The following is a 24,753-nucleotide window of genomic DNA, read 5'->3' as shown; positions in this document are numbered from 1 at the left end:
AATAGTCGCTATAAAATATCGAATACCTGCTCAGGTGGGCGACCTAATTTAGCTTTATCACCATGGACCACAATGGGGCGTTCAATCAACTTAGGATTATCGTGCATCGCTTTGATGAGCTGCTCTTGACTCAATGAATCATCGCTAAGTTTTAATTCTTCATATAAATCTTCTTTAGTACGCATTAATTGGCGCGCATCGTTAAAATTAAGCATTGTTAGCAATTTTTTAATATCAGTAATGCTAGGCGGTGTTTTTAAATATTCAATTACCGTTGGCGTAATGCCTCTTTCTTCTAAAAGATTGAGCGTTTTTCGACTTTTAGAGCAGCGAGGATTATGGTAAATCTTAATATTATCCGTCATGACGATTATTCCTTACGGTTTGGCATTACTGTCGCGTAATTGTAATTTTTTCAATTCATCGATACGTGCATCGTAGCGTTGTTGTTCATAACTGCCGAGCTTGCTTTTTCTGCTAGCATCACTGAGATAATTGATTGCATTATCATAGTTGCCTCTAAGCGCCATTCCCTCAGCGTAAGCCGCGAGTTCTTCGTTTCGATTACCTTGTTTTGCCGATGCTTCTGCTAATAAATCCCAACCGATAGGGTCATTAGGGTAATCAAACGTATATTTATTTAACAGTTTACTGGCTTCTTTATATTGATGGCCATTAACTAATGCGTTGGCAAGGTTAACGATTAGAACTGTATTGTTGGGTGATTTTTTTAACGCATTTTGCAGGCGAGTAATGGCTTTACCTACTTGTTTTTGTTCAATATCAATATCCGTCATGCTATCGATAAACCACGGATTGTCTGGTTGTTTTGCTAATAATTGGCTGACTATTTTTTCTGCTTCTGCATACTTTTTATTTTGAGATAGTTGTAAGGCTTGGCCGTATTTCGCGGCGAGCTGTTCTTGTTCAGAACCTTTACTATAGTTATCAATTATTTGGTCTAAAGCGATTTTTTGATCTTCACTATACATCGACAAGATACGTACACGGGCTAACATAAAATCCAGTGATGATGGCGTGCTCACTTTTGGATATTGATTTGAGCGGTTACGTGCATCGGCTAAACGACTATCTGGTAATGGGTGAGTCAGTAATATTTCAGGCGGCTTAGACATATAGCGGGTTTGGTCTGACATTGTTTGCATAAAATCAGACATTGCATGAGGATCAAACCCAGCACGTCTTAACGTTTGTAAACCAATGCGGTCAGCTTCTTGTTCGTTGGCTTGGGTAAAGCTAATCATACCTTGCTGTACACCCGCCATAGTACCTGTTAGCGCTGCAAATCCTGCTTGTGGATTAGCCATAATGAGCAGTAATGAACCAATGGTTCCTGCAATGGCTAGCGGCGTGGTACTTTTTTGGTCTTCCATCATTCGAGCAAGATGGCGCTGAGTAACGTGAGATATTTCGTGAGCCATAACTGAGGCTAACTGGCTTTCATTTTGGCTATAACGAAAGAGCGCGGAATGCAGGACGACATTACCACCGAAATAGGCGTAAGCGTTAATATTTGGGTTATTTACAAGATAAAACGTGAAGGGTGTTTTAACTGAATCGGCATTTTTAACTAAACGCATACCCAATTTGTTAATGTATTGAGTAAGTAATGGGTCATAAATTAATGGTGTACTGGCGCGAATTTGGCGCGTAATTGCATCACCCATGATAATTTCTTGGTTAATACTTAGTGTAGCTCCTGCGGTTGTACCAATATCGGGTAACGTATCTTCAATAGCGCCATACGCAGGGAGTACTGTACTATTCATTAGTGCAGTGATTAATAAAGCCAGTAGTGGATATTTAAATTTTTTAGTCATTTGGTCATGGTATCCCATACAGCACGAATTATTTAGGGGATATGATAGCAAAAGCTATCGTAAAATCAGTTATTCGGTATAATTTTCGATAATTTAAGAACTGTCCTTTATTTTAAGCGCATTTTTTTGCATTAATATCCCAGGAGCCAATGAATGTTGGAATTGTTTTTACAGTGGTATCGCCGACGTTTCGCTGACCCACAAGCTGTTGCACTTTTTACTCTGCTCGTTATCGGCTTTCTTATTATTTTTTTCTTTAGCAGTATATTGGCTCCGTTATTGGTGGCAATTGCATTAGCGTATTTGTTGGAATGGCCGACACATTTACTTGAACGTATTGGTTTATCTCGGGTTCTCGCTGTTAGCATTATTTTGACCTTATTTGCAGGAATTAGTGCCATGGTCATTTTAATAATTGCACCTACAGCATGGCAACAGGGAATTAATTTAGTTGCTGATTTACCGAGTATGGTCACGCGTTTCAATGAATTTGCTCAAAAATTACCTGAACAATATCCTGCTTTAGTTGATGTTGGTATTATCGACATGATGGCAGATAACTTGCGTAGTCGTTTATCTGGTGTGGCAGACTCGGTAGTAAAAGCATCAGTTGCGTCTTTGATTGGTATTTTTTCCCTCGCTATCTATCTAGTGCTTGTTCCGTTAATGATGTTTTTCTTACTTAAAGATAAAGACAGAATAGGGAAAAGTTTTGTTAAATTGCTACCAAAAAATCGCGTGTTAGTTAGCAAAGTTTGGTTGGAAATGAACCAACAAATTGCGAATTATTTACGCGGTAAAATCACTGAAATGGTGATTGTTGGTGTTTGTACTTATTTATGTTTTGCTTATTTTGACTTGCGTTATGCGGTGTTACTTTCCGTATTAGTCGGAATATCGGTATTGATCCCATATATTGGGGCGGTAGCCGCGACAATTCCGGTTGTGCTTGTGGCACTATTTCAATGGGGAATTGGTAGCGACTTTTGGTCCTTGATTATTGTTTATCTTGTCATTCAAGGGCTTGATAGCAATATTGTTGTTCCACTTCTCTTTTCAGAAGCGGTAAACTTACATCCATTAGTTATTATTTTATCTGTGGTTATTTTTGGTGGATTATGGGGATTTTGGGGGGTGTTTTTTGCTATTCCTCTCGCCACTTTGATTAAAGCCGTGATCCACGCATGGCCTGAAGATACCAGTGATAGTGAAAAGCTAGAGAGTAAGGACAGTAAATAGTTATTGCGCTAATAAGAGCCTCGTCCTTTAGGGGACGGGGGGAATGACAAGATTTTATGCTTAATTTAACGATGAACGATTGATGATAAATGCTTATTTATCAGTTGGATAGTGAGTGACATATTACAGGTTTTGAAAAAGAGGGTTGAATACAACATAACAACCCTATTCAATTAGATTAGTTGTGAGTGTTTATGTAGTTAAGTACAATCTCATGGTGATTACTGGTTTTAAAGTCGTCAAATACGTGTTCAACGTTACCTGCAGCATCAATAAGAAAGCTAATACGATGAATTCCATCATACGTTTTCCCCATGAATTGTTTTTCGCCCCATACACCAAATTGTTCACAGACTTGGTGGTCTTCATCGGATAATAAAGTGAAGTTCAATAGTTCTTTTTCAGCGAAACGCGCCAATTTTTCAGGTTTATCGGTGCTGATCCCTAAAACTTCGACACCTTTAGCTTTCAGTGTGTCCATTTCATCGCGTAGACCACAAGCCTGCACAGTACAACCCGGCGTCATTGCTTTTGGGTAAAAGTAAACTAATACACGCTGACCTTCGTAATCAGACAGACTGATAACCTCACCATCTTGGTCAGGAAGGCTAAATTGTGGCGCCTTATCACCGGCTTTCAATGGGTTCATTGCTTATATCTCCATTAACTCTGCATGTTGGGGTTGTTAACAATGCTGATATTGCCTTTAGCTTTAAGCATTGTACATAGTTGTTGAAATTTATTTTTTATTATTATGCCATTATCATCTAATGGGTCATGTGCCGTAATTTGAATTTCTAGTTGGGCTGGTACATTATTATGGGCAGGTTGAGTTTTAGAAACAAGTTCTGCAATATTACATTGTTGGGTTGTGAATAAATTTGTGAATTGCTCGACAATTCGAGGCGCATCATCGACCACAATATTGACAGTCACTGTCGATGGATAGTAAGTGGTTTGAACGCTTTTAGTTCTTTTCATAACAATGAGAAGCTCTAACTCGGCTCCTTTGGGGGGTAGTGTTGATTCTAAGAGGGCGATAGAGTTCCAGCTACCCGACAGCATCATGATAAAAGTAAACTCTTTGCCAAACATCGCTAGGCGACTATCTTCAATATTACAATCACATTCGCTAACAAGGCGAGTTATTGTATTCACAATGCCTGGACGATCTGTTCCCAGCGCGGTAATAACGAGAAATTGCTGTTCAGTCTGAGGCAAAGTCTATTCCTTATTTTTGTATTATGTCAGTTTTCATTCGACCGACAATATTGCCATAAAAAATATTGGCATAAATAAAAAGTATCGTCATAAAAAAACTAACTTTAGATAATGATAAGGAAACCATAAAAATATGAATCTGCCAAGAGGAGTGACTCACTCTTGCGAGAAATATCAGTGAATTATTACTTCTATTTAAGTTTATGCTGCTGGCATTAACAAAATTCATTAAAATCTTGCGTTTGGGTGGTTTTCTTCTTCGATATGAAAAAGTAACATGGGGGTTCAACTATTTTAGAGGTTATCGCCATGGCTAACGGAAACTACAAAGATTTTTTAACGGGAAGTATTGTTGCAGTTATTACACCGATGGATTCAGCTGGGCGTTTAGATAAACAAAGCCTAAAAAGATTGGTTGATTATCATGTTGAAAGCGGTACATCTGCTATTGTATCGGTTGGTACTACTGGTGAATCTGCTACGCTAAATCACAAAGAGCACGTTGAAGTGGTGAAAGCTACGTTAGAATTAGCCGATGGACGTATCCCTATTATTGCTGGTGCAGGCGCCAATGCGACAGCAGAAGCTATTTCATTAACGAAAGATTTCGAAAACAGCGGTGTAGTTGCTTGCTTGACGGTAACACCTTATTATAATAAACCGTCTCAAGAAGGGCTTTATCAACATTTTAAAGCAATATCAGAAAACACGAGCTTGCCTCAAATTCTCTATAATGTACCATCACGTACTGGTTGTGATTTATTACCAGAAACCGTGGGGCGTTTAGCTAAATTAGCAAATATTGTTGCAATTAAAGAAGCAACAGGGAACTTAGCAAGGGTTCACCAAATCAAAGAACTTGTTGATGATAATTTTGTATTGCTCACAGGTGATGATGCAACTGCACTTGATTTTATGCAACTCGGGGGCCAAGGTGTAATTTCAGTAACTTCAAACGTTGCAGCTGCACAGATGGTAAAAATGTGTGACTTAGCGCTTGCAGGCAAATATACTGAGGCTCGTGAATTAAATAAACGACTGATGGGACTGCATCATCAGTTATTTGTTGAACCAAATCCAATTCCAGCGAAATGGGGCTGTCACCGTCTTGGCCTGATCTCCGATGATACTTTACGGTTACCAATGACACCGTTAACCGCATCAGGTCAGCAGAAGGTAGAGGAAGCTCTGAAGCTCGCTGGGTTACTGTAAAATTTAGGGAATTTTAATGGCAACATTATTGCAAAAATCGAAGGTTATGAAGGTTGCTGGCCTGTCACTTGTTGTGTTACTGGCAGCCTGCTCCAGCGATCAGCGCTATAAACGTCAGGTCAGTGGTGATGAAGAATATCTCAATGCTGCGCCATTGAAAATGTTGAATGCGCCTCAAGGAATTACATTACCAGAACAAAATGGTGAGTTTGATATTCCTAAGGCAACATCAACAGGAGCGATAGGGAAAGCACTTGATATTCGCCCACCAGTACTGACTATTTCGCAATTGTCCGGTTCGCGTACAGAAGATAGCGCTAATGCGAGTCGTTTGTTGCTAGAAAATACCCCTGAAAATAGTGCTCTATGGTCACAAGTGACATTGATCCTAGAACAGCGCGGTATTCCTGTATCTTCAAAAGATGATGGTTCACATTCAATTGAAACCAATTGGGTTAAATGGGATCGCGCAGATGAAGATGTGGCAATCGAAAGCCGCCATAAAATTACAGTGCAACCAGAAAATAACATGATAGCGCTGACCGTGACTAACTTAGGAATGCAGCAGGGTACCGAATCGATTACCGATGCCGCTGAAATGCAACGTTATAATAAATTGCTGTTAAATGAATTAACCGATAATTTATTTGCATTGCGCGATACATCTAATAAAAATAGCATTCAGAATGCTTATGGTATTATTGATGTTCAAACTGGTAGTGACACCACAGGTCTACCATTGGTCATTGTTCGTGCGCCGTTTGATGCTGTGTGGGAGCGTTTGCCTCATACACTGGAAAATGTCGGTATGAAAGTCGGCGATCGTAGCCGTTCGACAGGTTCTGTTATGGTGACATATAAAGGACTAAGCAGCTCTGAATGGCAAGCACTTGGTGTTGATGACCCATCAGTACCAGAAGCCGACTATAAAATTCAGGTTGGTGATTTGAATAACCGTAGTAGCCTACAGTTTATCAATACTAAAGGTGTGCCATTAACTCAAAAACAAAATGATGAAATGGTTGCTGCATTGAAAGCCGCATTTAGTAAAGTTGCACCTAAAAAATAATTATTAATTATTTGATTTGAATATAAACCGTAACGCATTTATTGGGTTACGGTTTTTTTCGTTTTATTACGACTAAACATAAATTAAGCACAATAATATTTAATCAGTAATATAAAAAAATAAGAATATTTGGTGGATTTATAATCAATTTATTTTCAGATATACTCTACTTATAGATTGGTAACATTATAGGGATCTGTCGTGCATAATAATCGAATTGAGAGGATAAAAAATAGAGACAGTAATGTAATGCCAAGGAAAATATCAGGGGCTGGTTTCAATCGAAAATTACGAACAACTGAGGGTAATATTTCACATACTGCTACCTTTATTAGAGAGGGTATTGGTGATTTTGAATTACCAAATTATGATATTTCTATTGGTTATCGGTTGGTTAAGTCAGAAAAAAAAGAGCAATATCGTTTGATAACTGTGGGCGATATTCCTGAAACCGTTTACTTGGTTGAGTTAAAATTTCGAAAAGATATTATTTTGGATAGAATAACGTGTACACAAATTAAAGTATGGCGCACAATTTCATCGATCCATAAAAATGTTATTCGAGAATTACCCAGCTTATTTTTTGCTTATCTACTTGATACATACTGCATTATGCTTACTGATGAAGAACATACCGATGACGGGAGACGTTTTTGGGAATCAATGATTGATTGGGCATTTAATACTCAATATTACGTTTATGCTTCTGATGGTACGGTTGAAGATAGACCTCTGACTGTGATTAAAAATATGAATGATTTTTATACGAACTGGAGCGATCTATTTTGGGGGAACGACATTGATATTCATACACATAGATTAATTGCTATAAGTAAAATACCACTAATCTCTAGATAATACGGTTAAATCGCCATTCTTCAGTTTTTACTCGCAAAAATCAATTCTGAAATTGCTATTCATTTGAATAAATAAACCATAAAACAAATGGACAAAAAATCAGTGTTCATCGTTAAGTAATCGTTTGCGTCTGAATGATATTTTGATTATCATAATGGTTAGTGAGTTATTAAATATTGAATATCAGTTAGTTAGCAATGACGAATGAAAATATTCGGTAACTAACTGAAACAGAGCAGAAAACTAACAATGAATTGCATTTTTTAAAGTTATCGCAGCACTGCTGTTAGTTATCTGAATCTGCAACGCAGGTTGATATCCTATTTCGTTTAGCCACATCTCTGGAGTGTGTAAAATGCAAAAGAAAGCTGAGTTGTATCGTGGGAAGGCAAAAACTGTCTATACCACAGAGGATCCTGATTTATTAATTCTGGAATTCCGTAATGATACATCAGCACTCGATGGTGAGCGCATCGAGCAATTTGATCGTAAAGGAATGGTAAATAACAAATTTAATCATTTTATTATGAGCAAACTAGAAGAGGCGGGTATTCCAACCCAGATGGAAGCCTTGTTATCTGATACTGAAGCTTTGGTTAAAAAATTGGATATGGTACCTGTTGAATGCGTGATCCGTAACCGCGCTGCAGGCTCATTAGTGAAACGCCTTGGCATTGAAGAGGGTATGGTATTAAATCCTCCAATATTTGATTTATTCTTAAAAGATGACGCAAAGCATGACCCAATGGTCAATGAGTCTTATTGCGAAACATTCGGTTGGGTAAGCCAAGAAAACTTAGCACAAATGAAACTGTTAAGTTACAAAGCCAACGAAGTATTAAGCAAAATTTTTGCAGATGCAGGGCTTATTCTTGTTGATTTTAAATTGGAATTTGGCTTGTGTAACGGTCAAGTCATTCTTGGTGATGAATTTTCACCTGATGGTAGCCGTTTATGGGATAAAGCGACATTGAACAAAATGGATAAAGACCGTTTTCGTCAAAGTTTAGGTGGGCTAATTGAAGCTTATGAAGAAGTTGCTCGCCGTATCGGTGTTCAACTCGACTAATAAATTAATATATTTTCCTTAAATGATGTTTTTTTAGCCTGCAAAATGCAGGCTATTTTTTTAGGCGTTTTGATTCATTTTAGTCGCATTTATAAATTGAGTAGCCCAGAAATGAGGCTCACGTTGTAGGGGTAATTGCAAAGCATGGCTCAGTGATATTAGCGTTGGTGCGGGAAGTTCTGAGGCGGGCTGTAATTCACCGTGGCGTAAAATTTGGTCAATATCACCATCTCCAATTAATTGACCCGCAGATAAATGTAAGGCTCTATCAAAATGACGAGCAACAAAATCAAGGTCATGGCTGATGGTAATGACCGTCGTGCCTTGCGCTTTTTGTAGATTTAGCCAATGCTCAAAACAATTCATCCAACGTGCATCGAAATCTCGACTAGGTTCATCAAGTAGCAATAATTTGGGTGCAACGGCGCTCAAACAGGCTACCGCGACCATACGGCGCTGTCCTGAATGGAGGTCAAGTGGATGTTTGTGTGCTACCTCTGCTAAATTGCAAACGTCTAAAGCCTGTAGGGTACGTTGTTGAATTTCTTCTTTGGATAATTTTTGCCTACGAAGCCCAAAGGCAACCTCATCCATTACCGTACTATGAAAGATTTGTTTTTCTGCTTCTTGAAATAAAATGCCGATTTTACTGGCGCGTTCAGGTGCAGAATAATTCGTTAAAGCTATATTTTCAAACAACACACTGCCATGAGTGGGTTTTAATAATCCGGCAATAAGGCGCAATAAGGTTGATTTTCCTGCACCATTATCGCCCACTAATGCTATCCATTCGCCCGAATTAATGGTTAAGCACAGCGGTGAAATATTGTCATTCACTGAATTAGGCCAACGATAGGTTAAATTATCAAGCTGTAGCATAAAAATCCTTAAATGCTTGGAGCAATTGGTTATCATTGCGAGGGATAGAATTTTTCCAATGCCCCGACTTAACCAAATGACCAAGGGTACGCCACGCATCAGGCATATTAATCGTTTCTTGAGCTGCGGTGAATATCTGCTCAATATCGCCGTGAGCAATAGTATGACCTGAATCGAGCAGTAAAAAATCATCACAAAAGCTAAGAGCCGGCAACAAATTTCGCTCGAATAAAATTACACTACAGCCGCTATGTTGGGTGTGTTGTTTAAGTTGTAATAATATGCGATGTGTCGCACTCGGTGTTAAGCGACTAAATGCTTCATCTAGTAATAACAATTGTGGGCGCATTGCAAGCGCGCTAGCTAAAACCACACGTTGGGCTTCGCCACCGGAAAGGGTGGCAGGATGGCGGTAACGTAATGACTCACAAAATGTCAAAGATATAGCTTCATCAACTCGTTGAGTAATATCGTTAGGTGATAAACCTAGATTTTCGGGACCGAATGCAACTTCTTGTTCAACAGTAAACGCGCAACCGGATAATTGTAGTTGTGGCGATTGCTGGATAAGTTGTCGATTAGCCGATAATGTGACGAGAGAGCCTTCGGCTAAAGGCTGTTCTATGGCTTGTGCTGTTCCTTGCAATTGACCACTCAGTAAATCGGGATGCCATCCACATAGTAATTGCGCTAAGGTACTTTTACCACTGCCATTACCGCCTAGCACACATAGCCATTCCCCGCGCACTAATTGCATATCAATGGGGCCTAATATGGGTGTTTCTAAGCCAACGGGCGTAAAGCTCATTTGTTGTAAATTTACCACCACAGTGTTAACCCACCTTCAACAATAATAAGTAATAAAAGACCATAACGCAGCCAGCGCTGAGATGGGCTATCGATAGGGTGATTAAGCGTGGTGCGTTGAGTGGTATAGCGAAACCCTCGCATATCTAATGCTGCACCACGAATACTGAGCTCGCTTAAAGTATTACTGGCAAGAGGTAATAATATTGTGGGTAATGAAGTTAGCCGTTGCCAGAAATTATCATCAAGCGGAACCCCTCTCGCTAATTGAGCTTCTTTAATACTGGCTAGCTGTTGGCGAAGTTGTTCGACGAGTAATAAAGGTCCAGCTAATAAATAAGAAAAGCTAGCAGGGAGTCTGCTAGCAAATAACGCACGAATGAAACGCTCGGTTGGCACATACTGTAACCACAATTGAGAGCCACTGATTATGGCTAGTAATCTAAACCATAATGCCATCGCTCTTTCTTGATGATTATTTTGTAGCATTTCACCTGTTAATAGTTGGGACAGCCATCCGCTATGGATCAGCCAGAGTCCTGCTGCCATTGGAAGCATAATCCATGCGACAAAGCGCCAACGAAAACGAGCGGCTGGCCAAATGATTAATGCTGAGAATAGACTACAACTGAGTATAATTAGCGGCCAACCTAAAGGTAAAAGCATTGCGCTAGCACTGAGCCATAACCATATAGTTAACGAGGTGAAAGGGTGCATCCTTAGCGAACCTTCGCCATTTGTGGGAAACTTCTTTGTACGCGCTCAGGTAATCGGCGAACTAATAACCAAGCAACTAAGGCTGAAATAATTTTATCGGCAATATTCGCACCGAGTACGGTGATGGCGACAGATTCAAGTAAATTATCCCCAACAGCATGAAAATAAGCGACAAAAAAGTCTGCACCACTACCCGTAGTTCCTGCAAATAAATAAGTTCTTATTGGTACAGCAACAATCATTAAAGCAAAAGTTATCACTACGCCAGATAAAATAACGCGGGGCAATGTACGGAATCCTCCGGCACGCGCTAATAATCCTGCACTTAATCCTATCATCATAGCGACGGGTGCAAAGGCAGCAGCAATAGGGCCGCTGAGCAGTCCCCATAATAAATTTGTTAATAAACCACTGAATAAGGCCACCCATGGTCCGGCTAATAACGCACAAATTAATGTACCAATAGAATCAAGAAATATAGGGAGTTTAAGCATTGAGCTTAATTGTCCACCAATCATATTAATTGCGATAGAAAAAACAATTAAAGCTAATGTACGACTAGAAATAAGGGGGGATTTTGTCATGACAGCATTAATCCTTGCAAAATATAACCAATAATAAAATTAACGAGAGGTAATGACGAGTTCGTCGTAACCAGATAAAGGGCAATGTTCGCGGATGAAAGTATTATTTTCTAGTTCGCCGATCACCAATTCTAAAGTGGTTCTAACCGTACAGCCCGGCATCATGTGCCCGCCACTCATGTGACCATTTTCATCGGATACTGCAAGATGGAGGTGTTCTCCATTAGCATCTAGTGTGCCAATTAAAGAAACAATTTCGAATTTTCCAGAGGTTTGATGGCTATTTTCTTGGCCTGCAAAGCGCAAAGCAACATCGGTTAAACTACCAACTGATCCTGCAATAAAGGCAGCTTGTAAATTATGTTGTTGAATTTGTTGTCGTAAAGTGAGGATTACATCCTCTCCCGGGCTCAAGCGGATAGCGATATAGCGAGCGCTTGAATAAGGTGATAAAGGTTTGTTCATTTCATCAATCCTAAAAATAGTGGTGTGTAAAGCTTCTCACGAGGAATTAAACAGATAAAAGTATTAAAAATAATAAGCTATAAATTTTTAATATAGATTACCCTGCATCATTATACGTGATTATAAAATCTTGTCTGAGCGTAAAGACTTTCCAGCTATTTTTCAGTAACACTTGCTATTAGTTGATGTTTATCGGCACTTAAGACAGGAAAAAGCATAATTTAAAATTTAGAGAGTCGCTAATATTCCGACTATTTAGCTTAAGTAGTTCAAGCAGGATCACTGATATTACACACTAAATAATGAATGCTCTTCTTCCTTAAATCTGTACAAACATTGATTTAATATAGGAAGAAAAATAACCGCTAAAACTATTTTTATGTTGTAAGCGGAAAATATTAGGTAAATATTTGCTTCTTCAATGATGAGTCAATAACATGTTTAATCTATGTGTTTTTTACTGATTGCGAATGCAAGACAGTTGTTTTACAGGGAATGATTATGGGCAATGTCGACTCGACGTTGATAATTTTATTAGTATTAGCTGGGCTGGGTATTATCAGTCATAACATGACTGTCACTTTAGCGATGCTATTTTTGCTTGTCGTTCGGATCACGCCATTAAATGATTTTTTTCCTTGGGTGGAAAGATATGGTCTGACGATTGGTATTCTTATTCTTACTATTGGTGTAATGGCGCCGATAGCCAGCGGTAAAATATCTGCACATGACGTATTGAGTTCATTTTTAAATTGGAAATCAATATTAGCAATTATCATTGGTATTGCCGTTTCATGGCTTGGTAGTCGTGGGGTGACACTCATGTCGCATCAACCCTCTACCGTTGCAGGCTTATTGGTCGGTACGGTTATCGGTGTCGCATTATTTCGAGGTGTACCAGTTGGGCCACTGATTGCAGCGGGTATTTTGTCACTGTTAATTGGTAAGTCTTAGATAGCTATGTATAGCTCATTACCCGATATATGTGCACAATTACGCCAATGTGGGTTTCGCCGGTTATTGGTGTTATCGGGAGAGAATACGTGGGTAGAACAACAGCTTACTCAAATTAAAGCTCAATTATCAGGTGATTGGCTAACTTTATCTTCCCACTTATCGGCAGCAATGTTACCAGAAAAAGCCCATTTACTACTAGGACGTGAGTATACTCACGCTATATTTGATGCAAGGTCTGGTTTTCATAGTGAAGCATTTGCAATATTAGCTGGCACGCTAAAAGCAGGAAGTTTATTGGTGGTTTGTACGCCACCCCATGAAATTTGGCCTCAAAGCGAAGATGCAGATAGTGTACGTTGGAATGAGCAATTGGGTATTATATCAACGCCAAATTTTATTCATCATATTCAGCGCATTATTAAAGCTTCACCACAAACCCTTATTTATCAGCAAGGACAAGAACCGCAGTTTGCATTATTAACTGATTGTCCTACTTGGCAATCGCCAACGGGCCAGCCGACTCAGCAACAACAATTCGCACTTAACCAGATGTTGTCTACAACGCAATCGGTAGAGCAAAAAATTTGGGGTATTATTGCTGCCCGAGGTAGAGGTAAATCTACTGTCGCTGGAATGTTGATTCAGCAATGGCAAGGGGAATGTTGGTGCTGTGCACCCGCAAAAGTTGCGACACAAGTTTTAGAACAATATGCAGGAAAGTCATTAACATTTTGGGCGCCAGATACGTTACTCCAATATTGCCAACGCGGTGAGCAAGTCAGTGCTGACTGGTTGATTATTGATGAAGCAGCGACGATTCCAACATATATTCTTAGACAAATTATTACCTATTTCCCTCGAGTTTTAATGACCACCACGGTTGATGGTTATGAAGGCACAGGGCGAGGTTTTATTAATAAATTTTGCGTTACGCTTAACCATTTTACGGCATTAACGTTAAATGAACCTATCCGATTTGCTCGTAATGACCCACTTGAAAATTGGCTAAACCAAGCGTTGTTATTGTCTGAGCCGCCACAACAGCTTCCGGTTGATGGAAATATTCAACTTGAAATTATCTCACAATCTCAACTTGCAAATAACGCTGAACGGCTCAGCAGATTTTATGGGTTATTGACGAGTGCCCACTATCGAACTTCTCCTCTTGATTTACGTCGCTTGCTTGATGCTCAAAATCAATATTTTTCGGTTGCTCGCTTAATGGGGGATCATTACGTTAGTCATCAATCTGAACGTTATGTTGGTGCGTTATGGATGATAAGCGAGGGGAAATTAGATGAAGCATTAAGCTGGCAAGTTTGGGCTGGGTTGCGGCGTCCAAGAGGTAATTTAGTTGCACAATCACTTGCTGCACATAGTTATTTTCCCTCTGCGGCACAAATGAGCTCGCGCAGAGTAATGCGAATTGCGGTCGAATCTGCTTATCGTCGGAAAAAAATAGGTTTTCAGCTAATTGAATTACAAAAAAAACAGGCGCAACAACAGGGGCTAGATTATTTATCGGTCAGTTTTGGTTTAACGCCAGAGTTACTTGCTTTTTGGCAAGCTGCAGGTTTTGGGTTGGTGCGAATTGGTAGCCACAAAGAGGCTAGCAGCGGCTGTTTTTCGGCGATGGCAATAATGCCAATTTCAGTTGAAGCACAAAAATTGTATTCGAGAGCTGACTATTTATTACAAAGAGATCTATTTTGGCGTAACGATTTGAATGAATTTAATCTGAAAAGTAGCCAAGAGCAAAGTCTTACCACCGAAGATTGGATGGAATTAATTGGTTTTAGTCAATATAGCAGACCTATGGCTGCAAGTAGCGCGGCGATTCAGCGCTTGTTAATGCAGGACAACCTAATTAAACCACCAAGTGCTGAACATCAATGCGGCTCCCAAAGTGTGCTAGCCCTTTATTTTCGTGACGGCTTATCTATAGCGGAAATTTGCACACAGGTCGGTTTGGCCGGTCAAAAACAGTGGATTAAACAAGCAAGGCTGGAAGTCGGTCTGTATATTCGTTATCAGCAATTGGAACTTACAGCCATGATTGAGCAAAAATTTACGATTTCTTATCCTTAGGCCAATCGTCTTCATCATCCCAAAGGTGATTATTATCTTTATGGGGTGGTATCTCAGGTTTATTATCAATAAATTTTTTAGGGTCGATTTTCTTCATCGCCTTGATTGCATTCCAAATAATGCCGATAAGTATGAGTAAAATAACCCACCAATAATCAGTTAACCATTGCATATATGTCCTCAAATTTTGATGATATCCGGATTTAATCACTTAGTTATACGGATAGTATTTGATGAGAACATCGATAATTGCAAGTACTTTAACAATGGCTAATCATAGTTAGCGATAATGCTTTATTTATAGATGCTGATTAACTGAATTTTTTACATTACAAAAATCAAGTGTTATCAGTGAAATAGGCTTGTGATTTAAAGTTACAATAAGTAATGATGAATAATTGAATCGTTTTAGTGCGCTTTAAATGAGAACTAGGGTTTTTTTAATATATTTACATGAAATATTTTTATTTAATTTTAGCCTTGGTTTAATCAAAAATATAGTTAACACATCAAATATAGATATGCCAATAAACTCCATACGATATCATGAAGTAATAGTGTGTAAATAGGTTAGCGCTGGTTCTTTAAATAATGCCATTGACTACTAAAAATAGCTTTCTTCATTATTCTTATTTTAAATTTCTATTAGGGTCTTATTTTACATTAAATATCAATATAAGATTGTTGTTTTATGATTGTTTACAATGGCTTTAATTAATTTCAAGTGATATTTGTAATGCGAAATGAACTGAAAAGTCTCAACGGATAATATATATTTAAATTTAAATTCATTTTTATAGTGTAACTATCTATTTTTTGACATTGGTCAGCTATATGTCACCAATCGCTAACGTAAAAGGGGATTATTTAGTTATAAACTCTATTCTATTTGATTTTTATAACATGATGTTTTTATTGGGGTTACTTAGTTATTAACTTAACGAATACTTATAAAAGTAAATTGAATTTGCTTTACTCACTAATGAGTGATGTTGTTTGTTTTTAAGTTATGAATGCGTAAAATATTAGTTAGAAACTAATCTGAATCTAAACTTTGATAATAAGATCAGAGGTGAAACATATGGAAATTGAAAAATATAAATATTCGTTATCGATTGGAAAAAAGATAAAAACAATTAGACTTCAAAAAGGTTTAAGTGGTGAAGCTCTTTCTAAAATGACAGGAATAAGCCAACAGCAAATTTCTCGTTTTGAGTGTGGTATTAATAGAATCGATGTTGAGTCATTAGCTAAATTTGCTAATGCCTTTAATATAAATGTCGTATTTTTATTATCTGATTATGATAAAAATATATTTATCGCAAGTACGTTAGTTATCTAGTTTTGGATGGCAGTATTAAATGGATTTATCCCTATATATGTAGTTTGTCACCTTTATTTTAAAAATAAAGGTTGAGATTTTTTTATCTTATAAAGGTTAAATATGAAAAAAACATTTTTAGTTTTATTTATCGCATCTTCAATTTCAGCATCGGTATTAGCAGCTGATGGTACTATTACATTTAATGGTGAAATTACGGCGACAACATGCAAAGTCAGCTCAGGTACTAATGGTGACTTTACCGTTAATTTGCCCACAGTGTCTACTACTGCATTGAATGCGGCTGGTGCTACTGCCGGAAATACATCTTTTACTATCGATTTGACTAATTGTACTGTCAGCGGTGTTGATGTAGCGGCAAATTTCGAAAGCTTAACAAATGGCGATGCGGCGACAGGTAATTTGATTCCTTCTGTTGCACCTGCAAACGTCCAGATTGGTTTAGCAGATCAAGGAGGTAATGTTGCGAAGGTAAATGGCACACCTGTTGGTTCGACTCCAATTGTTGGTGGCGCAGCTCAACTTGCGTATCAGGCTTATTATTTCGCTAAGGATACAGTCACTGCTCCGGGTAATGTTACTGCACAAGTAAATTATACGCTTACATACCCATAATGAATAATGCTGTCAGGAGAATTTAATTCTCCTGACAGCTAAATTGAAAAATTCATGTATTACATTAAAAATGCAAGGTTAGGTCATTATGTCAATTCGACTCGCCTATATAAATAAAATATTCTTATTTGTATTTCTATTCATGATATCAACATCACTTTATGCGAGTGTTATTATTAATGGCACTCGTATTATATATAATGAAAAATCTAAAAGTAAAGTTGTACAGCTAGTTAATGAAAATAAATGGCCAGCATTGGTTCAAGTTTGGTTAGATAAAGGCGATCCTAATGAGCTTCCTGAGGATATTAAAACTCCATTTGCTATTACACCACCGATATTTAAAATGCTACCAAATGCAGGGCAAAATTTAAGATTAACTTATCTTGGTGATTCACTACCTAAAGACAGAGAATCAATTTATTATTTAAATGTGTTAGAAATTCCACCAGAAAAAGAAGATGCAATTGAATCTAATAAAAATACGATGCAAATTGCAATTAGATCTAGAATAAAATTATTTTTTAGGCCTACAGGTATAGGAATGCCTGAATTATTAAATGAAAAACTTATTTTTTCATTCAAAAAATCGACAAAAGGGAATGCGTTATTTATCAAAAATAATTCACCTTGGTTTATAACTTTTCAAGATGTCGTTATTCATGATGCATCTAATAAAATGAAATTAGAAGGTAAAATGGTAGCACCTTACTCAGATGTGATCCTTAATAGTGATAGTGGGACTGGGATACCTAATGCATTTATTAATGCTAAAAAAATTAGTTACTCAGTTATTAATGATTACGGTGGTTTAGATACCTATGAATATAATTTATAAATAATGGTATTGCTATGAAAATTAAATTAATCCTTATATTTATTTCACTATCTTTAATGAGTGGTCGCTTAGCTTTTGCTTTAGAAAAAAAACTGCCTGAAAAAAAATATTCATATAATGAAGGTTTTTTGCTTGGAAACGCTAAAGATATATCAATAGATAAGCTGACAGAAGATCAAAATACGCCGGGTAATTGGTTTGTTGATCTATACCTAAATAACGAATTTATTTATAATAAAGAGATTAGGTTTTATGAAAACAAGCAAGGGAAAGTTATTCCTTGTTTAACTCAAGAAGATATTGATAGCTTTCAAATAAAGCCAGAATATTTAAAAAATATCAAATCTACTGAGCAATGCAAAGACCTCCACATGTTGTCGAAAGATGTGCAAATTAAGCTTAAGCAGGATGTATTACGTTTAGATATTTTAATTCCACAAATTATGGTAGAACAATACGCGCGTGGATTAGTACCTGTTAGCGCACTTACCGAAGGGATCCCTGCACTATTTCTTAACTATAATTTCAATGGCTATAGTAGTCGTAATCATGGACAAGATAGCCATTCTGTATATGGAAATATATCAACAGGAGTTAATTTAGGTTTATACAGGTTTAGACATCAATCTAATCTTCAATATAACCAGGATAATAAATTTAGACATGAGAATGTGAGAACATATGTTCAAAGAGCAATTCCGCAAATTGAAAGTGAATTAACCATTGGACAATCATTTACTAATGGAAATATTTTTGACAGTTTTTCTTATACCGGTGCAGAATTAACAACCGATAATCGTATGCGTCCGCAATCGTTGCAAGGGTTTGCGCCTACAGTTAGAGGTGTAGCGAATAGTAATGCTCGTGTGAGGGTAATACAAAACGGTTATGTTATTTATGAAACGAATGTATCCCCGGGAGAGTTCACGATTAATGACCTGTATGCAACAGGTTATGGTGGAGATCTGACGGTTCAAGTGACAGAAGCGAATGGCAATGTATCAAGTTTTATTGTGCCATTTTCAACAGTGCCCGGTTTATTGAGGCCAGGACAAATTGATTACAGCATTGTGAGTGGTAGATTGCGTGGTGATGATACTTCTTCTGATATTTTTATTCAGTCAACAGTGCAATATGGGCTAAGTAATATTGTCACTCCATTTATAGGATTGCAGTATTCAAATAAATATCAATCCGGTTTGCTTGGACTGGCCGTAAATACGCAAATTGGCGCGTTTAGCTTTGATGTAGCTAATTCAAAATCTGAATTAGATAATAACCGAATTTATAATGGCACTCGTGCTCGAGTCACATGGAATAAAGATATAAATACAACAGGCACCAATATTGCGTTAGCAGGCTATCGTTATGAGTCACAAAATTATTTAAGCTTGTATGAAGCAAGTCGCGATACAAAGAACGATTTATTTGATGGGGATAATATTAATCCCCGGCGTGCACAATATGTGTTAACGATTAATCAACACCTAGCAGATTATGGCTCGGTATATGCGAGTGGCTCATTGCAAACGTGGCGTGATAATTTACCCGATACCAAACAATTGCAAGCGGGTTATATGAATAGCTTTAAAGGAATTGGTTATAGTTTTAGCTATATTAAAATGTATCGAAATGATAACAATGCTACTGATAATAACTATATATTTAACGTGTCAGTACCATTCTCTATCTGGTATCCAGAACAAAATACGTTATTGTCTAGCTCAATCTCACGTTCTGAAGATCGTTGGCTAAATAATACGAGTGTGAGTAGTACGTTTGGCGATGATAAATCAATGACTTGGAATGCATCAATAAGTAATATTGGACAGTCGGATAGTAGTTTCTCTGGAAATATTCAAAAAGATTTTTCAGTGACTTCTGTTAATGCTGGTTATTCCCAAGGTAATGATTTTAAATCACTTTCCGCTGGGGCAAGTGGTGCATTGGTTGCTTATCAAGGTGGCATCGTACCATCTCGTTATTTAAGCGAAACATTTGCTATTGTGGAAGCAGATGAAGCGGAAGGTGCTTCAATATCTTCATGGAGTAATATAGTCATTGATAAACGAGGGAAGGCAATAGTACCGTCACTTACACCTTATCAATACAATACCCTTTATCTTAATTCTGAGAATATGAGTACAGATGTTGATATTGATAACAATATGGTAAAAATAGCACCTTATGCAGGATCTTCAGTGTTAGTTAAATTTGAGACTAAAAAAGGTATGAATATTACTTATCGAATAAAGCTACAGGATAATAAGTCTGTACCATTTGGCGCTGATATATACGATGAAAATAATAGAAAAGTAGGTTTAGTTGGGCAAGGAGGATTAGTTTATTTTAATTCTCAATCAGCACAAGGAAAGATTACTGTCAGATGGGGAAGTAATAATAAGCAGCGTTGTAGCTTCAATTATAATATTTCTAATAACAACTCCATACCTGAATCAGTTTGTCAGTATTATTGATATAATATTATCTTTTAATTTATCATATTAAATATTGCGTTAACTATTGCTATTTATTTTAAAGTGTCATTCCACCATTGGGTTTAATGACTCATGCTAGTTATTTCTTTATTTAACTTGTGTTATGTTCGGAGAGAGTTATGCTTAAACGTGATTTAATGTTTTTCGGATTTATATTATTTTTTATGTCCGAATTATCCCAAGCTACATGTGTTGTAAGGAATGGTGGATTACCAAGTGGTAATTCTGGAAATCCCGTGAGAGTTGGGTCAAAAACTGACTTGATGATCTATAGGGAAGTATATCAACCAATAGGTACACTTTTAGCGTATGAATATATATCGCCTAGTAACATATCCGGTCAAACTGGTATTCCATTAGATAGGGTTCTTTTTCAATGTGACCTAACTGATAAGGACTCAATTTATGAAATGTATTATATGCCACCTGGAATTATTAATAATAATGCCCCGCGTCTTACTTTAGCCGGTATTAGATATTGGTCAACTAACATGACGGGCATGATGTTTAATTTTTTCATTGGTTCAAATACGGATACAACAACACAGTTTAATAACGCAGTACAAAGAAAAAAACTGACTGGATATGATATAGACTCAATTAATCCAAATAAAATTAATATTACATTAAAACATTTTTCGGGTATCTCTATTAATCAAGTTCGTTCAGATCAAGCCGTTAATTCAAATGCATACTTAAGCCAAGTGGGTATCGTTTCTCGCGGAGTATTTGGATTTTCTGGACCAGGTTTAAATCCAGGCACAACATTTTCAGCCGCTAATTCATATACTAATTTAGCTCAGCGAGTTATTGGTGGGCGAGTTATTAATGCCTGCGGTATAAATCAAGTGACCTCTGTCGTCAATTTAGGTCAGCACTCAGCAACTAGCCTTCCTTCAACCCCTGCAAATTTTTCAGTTACACTTGAATGCCAACGGGGCGCTACAAAAGTAAAATATGGTTTCGCACCTAATGAGGAAAATAGGGTGAATAATGAGCAAAATTATTTGCTATTAGATCCTGACTTAGGTTCAACCGCGAAAGGCGTAGCTATTGAAATATTAAATTCGGTTGGCGGCCGAGTGAAAGTGCTTTCACTCGGTACTTTAGGGAACGGGATTCCCATTACCAATAATAACTGGATAGCGGTTCCAGTACAAACGGGGTCGGGTACTCAAATAATAACGTTAAACTTTAGCGCTAGGTATGTTAAATATCCCCCTGAAATAATTAAACCGGGTAAGGCGAATAGTAAGGCTATTTTCATGATAGATATGCAATAGTCAGATAAACATGTAATAAAAAATCGGGATACTTCAATTATTCATTTGGGTATCCCGATTAAGTGTTTAAAATTATACGTATTAATCATAATATAAGTTTAATATCTTTTTTTAGTTAATGTGTTTATATTCACTTTCACATAGCTAAAATTAAGTTTCTTTATTTGTGTTAGTGAGCTAGATTTCGTTATATATTTCCTATCATGATAACACTCAACACTCAACACTCAACACTCAACACTCAACACTCAACACTGACATGTTTAGTGTTATTGAAATGAACGTCACACAGTGGTTCGATAACATTGCCAATAAAGGTAATTATACCGTTTTGTTTTTCTCCCAATATTTTAGTTTAACTATATCCACGATTAACATTGGAAGTGAAAATAACAACTGCTGTCAATAAAGATAAGTGTTTCATTATCTATCTACCATTCTTACCCGATATAAAACATATTCTTCATATTTCAAGTTGAAAGGTTGTTAACGGAATTATTTATGACACAGCGTATTGTGGATTTAGTAATATAATCCCTTATCATTTGTATGCTTATAGCCTTATAAAGACATAGTGAATTATCCATACTTTCATTTTAGCTTAGTTCAAATGTGAGTAAGTAAAAGAAATCAATTAATGATGAAGCCTTTTTATTTATAAGATGAAAAAGATAGATTTATGCACTAGTAGGAAAAGTATGATCAATTAAAAATTATCTGATATTGGGGAAAGATAAAAGAGATTCCTTCTCATTTAGCGCATTTGGTATTAGAGTATAATCTTGGTCATCTTCGAGGTTACCATAGGTTTTATAAGGATATTTTACGGACTATTGTCTTATACGGGAAAACCTAAGTGAGTATAAAAAAAATATTTCTGATAATGGTAGGCTGGCTCGCCGTCATTTTAGCTTTCGCAGGGGTGATTTTACCGGTATTACCCACAACACCATTTTTACTGCTAGCAGCTTGGTGTTTTTCTCGCTCATCTCCTCGTTTTCATCATTGGTTACTTTATCGGTCATGGTTTGGCGGTTATATTCGTCATTGGCAAAAGTATAAAGGATTACCGAAAGGGGCGAAGCCAAAAGCGATTGGATTAATATTAATCACATTTTCTTTTTCTATTTGGGTTGTGAGTTTTTGGTGGTTGAAAATAGGTTTATTAGCATTGCTTTGTTGGTTACTCTTTTTTATGTACCGTTTGCCTGTGGTTGATGAACAAATTCCAACACGTACTAAAACAGAACGTTAAATAATTTTATTTTAAACAACCGTACCAAAAATCACAGTAATAGAAATAACCGTATGCATCCGCTTTATGTTTATGGCGTTATGTCGCTGATGCATACTGGTTGATATCAAAAGGGTTAATCAGGCACTTTAATATAGCGTCTAAACACATAATCAAGATTATCTAATAACCAACTTTTACCATTAATATCTTCTTGTAATAAAACGCGTCTGATAACATCAGGAGTGAGTAGCTGTTCAGCTTCATGAGATAGTGGCCAATAACTGATATGCCAAGGCTCATAAGCCACTCCGGCGTCTTTGGCAGTAAAAGGGCGATAAAAATCAAATGACGCCATATTATCTGTTAGCCAGTTATTTAATTCGGCGAAATAGCCACCTTCTTCGTATTCCCAAGGCTCTAATTGTAATGTTTGACCGACAGGGATTCTCAAGGGATCATATATATCTATCTCAGTTCCCCAGTGGTGGCGACTTGCACCTGGTAGTGCTGACCAGTGTAAAATCGCTTCGCACAGTTGCCCTTCAGTTAGTGTTGCTATATCTAATGGTTGACTTTGGGTATCAAGCACGGGACGTTTACCACTAAACTTTTCGTTCCAAATTAATAATTGGCGTGAAAAATCGCGAAATGCACTCGCTGATTGCAGTTTAAATCCAGACTTAGCTGCGGCTTGTTGCATCGCGAGAAAGGCTTTGGTGGTATTAAATTGCAAGCGATGGTTACCACCTAATGTGACTAAGTGGTCTGAAGAACGACCGGTTAGCATATCAATAGTGATCATAATAATAGCAACTCCATAATTCTTTCATAAATTAAGGCGAGTTGCTTTAAATCGTCCACACTGACACATTCGTCCACTTTATGGATGGTGGCATTTAATGGACCTAACTCAATTACATGTGCACCTGTCTGAGCAATGAATCGACCATCTGATGTGCCACCACTGGTGGAAAGGGTGGCAGTACGCCCTGTAAATTCATTGATGGCTTGTCTTGTTGCAGTGACAAGTTTACTGTCACCTGTTAAAAATGGTTGCCCTGAAAGTGACCATTCAATCTTATAGTTCAATCCATGGCGAGTGAGCATTTCGATCACTTTCTCGCGGATCATAGTATCAGTTAGTTCTGTACTAAATCGAAAATTAAATTGAATGAAAAGTTCACCGGGGATTACATTACTTGCCCCAGTTCCTGCTTGAATATTGGCAATTTGCATTGTTGTAGCAGGAAAAAATGCATTACCGTTATCCCACTGGGTCGTAACAAGTTCTTGTAAAAAAGGGGCGGTACGATGAATGGGGTTATCCGCTAGTTGGGGGTAAGCAACATGTCCTTGCGTGCCAATAACAGTTAAATTCGCCGTAATAGACCCTCGACGACCATTTTTAATGATATCGCCAAGTTCAGATTGGCTTGAGGGTTCACCAACTAAACAATAATCTAGACGTTCATTGCGGCTAATTAATGTTTCAACTACTTTGACTGTACCATGTGTCGCCGCAGCTTCTTCATCAGAAGTAATTAGAAAGGCAAGACGACCACGATGCTCTGGGTATTTTTCAACAAAACGCTCGGCAGCAACCACCATTGCGGCAACTGAGCCTTTCATATCCGCAGCGCCACGCCCATAAAGATGTTGATTAATAATGGTGGGGGTAAATGGAGGTGTTTGCCAATGAGTGGGGTCCCCAGCCGGAACAACATCTGTATGGCCTGCAAATGCAAGAGTTTCACCTTCCATTCCACGATAAGCCCAAAAATTTAACGTATCCCCAAATGGCATTTGTTCAACGGTAAAGCCTATTTTTGCAAGACGTTCTATTAGTAATGCTTGGCAGCCATGGTCATCTGGGCTAATAGAGGGTTGAGCGATAAGTTGTTTTGCCAGTTCAATAACAGGACAATCCATTTTAA

General features: G+C 37.5%; 24 protein-coding genes and 1 pseudogene. 13 read left to right on the top strand and 12 right to left on the bottom strand.

Annotated features, from left to right (window positions below; translation table 11 throughout):
- Nucleotides 1-8 precede the first annotated feature (8 nt).
- Both arsC and ACTH6U_RS09505 read right to left on the bottom strand, forming a co-directional pair.
- Nucleotides 9-365: an arsenate reductase (glutaredoxin) gene (gene arsC, locus ACTH6U_RS09510; protein WP_441832081.1), complete on the bottom strand. Its 357-nt coding sequence runs from the start codon at nt 363-365 to the stop codon at nt 9-11.
- A 12-nt stretch (nt 366-377) separates the two neighbouring features.
- The gene (locus tag ACTH6U_RS09505) at nt 378-1,841 is read right to left on the bottom strand and encodes a beta-barrel assembly-enhancing protease (protein ID WP_294105811.1); all 1,464 of its coding nucleotides are present in this window, start codon (nt 1,839-1,841) and stop codon (nt 378-380) included.
- A gap of 153 nt (nt 1,842-1,994) precedes the next feature.
- Between ACTH6U_RS09505 and ACTH6U_RS09500 the strand changes: the two genes are divergently transcribed.
- Entirely contained in the window at nt 1,995-3,080 is a 1,086-nt protein-coding gene (locus ACTH6U_RS09500) for an AI-2E family transporter (RefSeq protein WP_294105815.1), read from the top strand.
- 178 nt (nt 3,081-3,258) lie between these two features.
- Here ACTH6U_RS09500 and bcp read toward each other — a convergent pair whose 3' ends face one another.
- Nucleotides 3,259-3,729: a thioredoxin-dependent thiol peroxidase gene (bcp, locus tag ACTH6U_RS09495; protein WP_294105817.1), complete on the bottom strand. Its 471-nt coding sequence runs from the start codon at nt 3,727-3,729 to the stop codon at nt 3,259-3,261.
- A gap of 14 nt (nt 3,730-3,743) precedes the next feature.
- Nucleotides 3,744-4,301 carry a glycine cleavage system transcriptional repressor gene (locus ACTH6U_RS09490; RefSeq protein WP_294105818.1) on the bottom strand — a complete coding sequence of 186 codons (558 nt, stop codon included), beginning with the start codon at nt 4,299-4,301 and terminating at the stop codon, nt 3,744-3,746.
- A gap of 309 nt (nt 4,302-4,610) precedes the next feature.
- Between ACTH6U_RS09490 and dapA the strand changes: the two genes are divergently transcribed.
- The 4 genes from dapA (at nt 4,611) to purC (ending at nt 8,509) form a co-directional block, all read left to right on the top strand.
- The gene (dapA, locus tag ACTH6U_RS09485) at nt 4,611-5,513 is read left to right on the top strand and encodes a 4-hydroxy-tetrahydrodipicolinate synthase (RefSeq protein WP_294105820.1); all 903 of its coding nucleotides are present in this window, start codon (nt 4,611-4,613) and stop codon (nt 5,511-5,513) included.
- Nucleotides 5,514-5,529: 16 nt separating this feature from the next.
- Nucleotides 5,530-6,582 (top strand): outer membrane protein assembly factor BamC, encoded by a 1,053-nt coding sequence (gene bamC / locus ACTH6U_RS09480; protein ID WP_294105822.1) that lies wholly within the window; start codon nt 5,530-5,532, stop codon nt 6,580-6,582.
- A gap of 201 nt (nt 6,583-6,783) precedes the next feature.
- Entirely contained in the window at nt 6,784-7,440 is a 657-nt protein-coding gene (locus tag ACTH6U_RS09475; protein WP_441832080.1) for a hypothetical protein, read from the top strand.
- Between the two features lie 355 nt (nt 7,441-7,795).
- Nucleotides 7,796-8,509 (top strand): phosphoribosylaminoimidazolesuccinocarboxamide synthase, encoded by a 714-nt coding sequence (gene purC, locus ACTH6U_RS09470; RefSeq protein ID WP_434719056.1) that lies wholly within the window; start codon nt 7,796-7,798, stop codon nt 8,507-8,509.
- Between the two features lie 60 nt (nt 8,510-8,569).
- On the opposite strand, the pseudogene ACTH6U_RS09465 reads toward purC, so the two are convergent.
- The 5 genes and pseudogenes from ACTH6U_RS09465 to ACTH6U_RS09445 all read right to left on the bottom strand — a co-directional run.
- Nucleotides 8,570-9,298 (bottom strand): annotated as a pseudogene (locus tag ACTH6U_RS09465) (energy-coupling factor ABC transporter ATP-binding protein); the annotation flags it as partial.
- Between the two features lie 76 nt (nt 9,299-9,374).
- A complete protein-coding gene (locus ACTH6U_RS09460) occupies nt 9,375-10,217 on the bottom strand; it encodes an energy-coupling factor ABC transporter ATP-binding protein (RefSeq protein WP_336429918.1) in 843 nt (280 codons plus the stop codon).
- On the bottom strand, nt 10,208-10,912 hold the full coding sequence (locus ACTH6U_RS09455) for an energy-coupling factor transporter transmembrane component T (protein WP_441832079.1): 705 nt from the start codon (nt 10,910-10,912) through the stop codon (nt 10,208-10,210). The genes ACTH6U_RS09460 and ACTH6U_RS09455 overlap by 10 nt, the downstream gene beginning before the upstream one ends.
- 2 nt (nt 10,913-10,914) lie before the next feature.
- The gene (locus tag ACTH6U_RS09450; RefSeq protein ID WP_294105831.1) at nt 10,915-11,496 is read right to left on the bottom strand and encodes an ECF transporter S component; all 582 of its coding nucleotides are present in this window, start codon (nt 11,494-11,496) and stop codon (nt 10,915-10,917) included.
- Nucleotides 11,497-11,535: 39 nt separating this feature from the next.
- Nucleotides 11,536-11,961 (bottom strand): PPC domain-containing DNA-binding protein, encoded by a 426-nt coding sequence (locus tag ACTH6U_RS09445; RefSeq protein ID WP_441832078.1) that lies wholly within the window; start codon nt 11,959-11,961, stop codon nt 11,536-11,538.
- 501 nt (nt 11,962-12,462) lie between these two features.
- Between ACTH6U_RS09445 and ACTH6U_RS09440 the strand changes: the two genes are divergently transcribed.
- A complete protein-coding gene (locus ACTH6U_RS09440; protein ID WP_294105834.1) occupies nt 12,463-12,915 on the top strand; it encodes a DUF441 domain-containing protein in 453 nt (150 codons plus the stop codon).
- Between the two features lie 6 nt (nt 12,916-12,921).
- On the top strand, nt 12,922-15,006 hold the full coding sequence (locus tag ACTH6U_RS09435) for a tRNA(Met) cytidine acetyltransferase TmcA (RefSeq protein ID WP_441832077.1): 2,085 nt from the start codon (nt 12,922-12,924) through the stop codon (nt 15,004-15,006).
- Here the strand turns inward: ACTH6U_RS09435 and ACTH6U_RS09430 are convergent.
- Nucleotides 14,987-15,178 (bottom strand): hypothetical protein, encoded by a 192-nt coding sequence (locus tag ACTH6U_RS09430; protein ID WP_294105839.1) that lies wholly within the window; start codon nt 15,176-15,178, stop codon nt 14,987-14,989. The genes ACTH6U_RS09435 and ACTH6U_RS09430 overlap by 20 nt on opposite strands.
- 909 nt (nt 15,179-16,087) lie before the next feature.
- Between ACTH6U_RS09430 and ACTH6U_RS09425 the strand changes: the two genes are divergently transcribed.
- The 6 genes from ACTH6U_RS09425 to ACTH6U_RS09400 all read left to right on the top strand — a co-directional run bounded on the left by ACTH6U_RS09425 (nt 16,088) and on the right by ACTH6U_RS09400 (nt 22,837).
- Entirely contained in the window at nt 16,088-16,348 is a 261-nt protein-coding gene (locus tag ACTH6U_RS09425; protein ID WP_441832076.1) for a helix-turn-helix domain-containing protein, read from the top strand.
- A gap of 102 nt (nt 16,349-16,450) precedes the next feature.
- The gene (locus ACTH6U_RS09420; RefSeq protein ID WP_294105844.1) at nt 16,451-16,963 is read left to right on the top strand and encodes a fimbrial protein; all 513 of its coding nucleotides are present in this window, start codon (nt 16,451-16,453) and stop codon (nt 16,961-16,963) included.
- Between the two features lie 88 nt (nt 16,964-17,051).
- On the top strand, nt 17,052-17,801 hold the full coding sequence (locus ACTH6U_RS09415) for a fimbrial biogenesis chaperone (RefSeq protein WP_441832075.1): 750 nt from the start codon (nt 17,052-17,054) through the stop codon (nt 17,799-17,801).
- A 14-nt stretch (nt 17,802-17,815) separates the two neighbouring features.
- On the top strand, nt 17,816-20,278 hold the full coding sequence (locus tag ACTH6U_RS09410; RefSeq protein ID WP_441832074.1) for a fimbria/pilus outer membrane usher protein: 2,463 nt from the start codon (nt 17,816-17,818) through the stop codon (nt 20,276-20,278).
- A 140-nt stretch (nt 20,279-20,418) separates the two neighbouring features.
- On the top strand, nt 20,419-21,582 hold the full coding sequence (locus ACTH6U_RS09405; RefSeq protein WP_336431508.1) for a fimbrial protein: 1,164 nt from the start codon (nt 20,419-20,421) through the stop codon (nt 21,580-21,582).
- An 862-nt stretch (nt 21,583-22,444) separates the two neighbouring features.
- On the top strand, nt 22,445-22,837 hold the full coding sequence (locus ACTH6U_RS09400; RefSeq protein WP_441832103.1) for a DUF454 family protein: 393 nt from the start codon (nt 22,445-22,447) through the stop codon (nt 22,835-22,837).
- 115 nt (nt 22,838-22,952) lie between these two features.
- On the opposite strand, the gene ACTH6U_RS09395 is transcribed toward ACTH6U_RS09400, so the two are convergent.
- Both ACTH6U_RS09395 and dapE read right to left on the bottom strand, forming a co-directional pair.
- Complete coding sequence (locus ACTH6U_RS09395) at nt 22,953-23,621, bottom strand: M15 family metallopeptidase (RefSeq protein ID WP_441832073.1); 669 nt, start codon at nt 23,619-23,621, stop codon at nt 22,953-22,955.
- Entirely contained in the window at nt 23,618-24,748 is a 1,131-nt protein-coding gene (gene dapE / locus ACTH6U_RS09390) for a succinyl-diaminopimelate desuccinylase (protein ID WP_441832072.1), read from the bottom strand. Before dapE ends, ACTH6U_RS09395 begins: the two co-directional genes overlap by 4 nt.
- Nucleotides 24,749-24,753: the final 5 nt, after the last annotated feature.

Source organism: Providencia sp., from assembly GCF_052096715.1.
Taxonomy (GTDB): domain Bacteria; phylum Pseudomonadota; class Gammaproteobacteria; order Enterobacterales; family Enterobacteriaceae; genus Providencia.
Note: the sequence above shows the minus strand (reverse complement) of the source record. Positions and strands in the feature narration are given on the sequence as shown.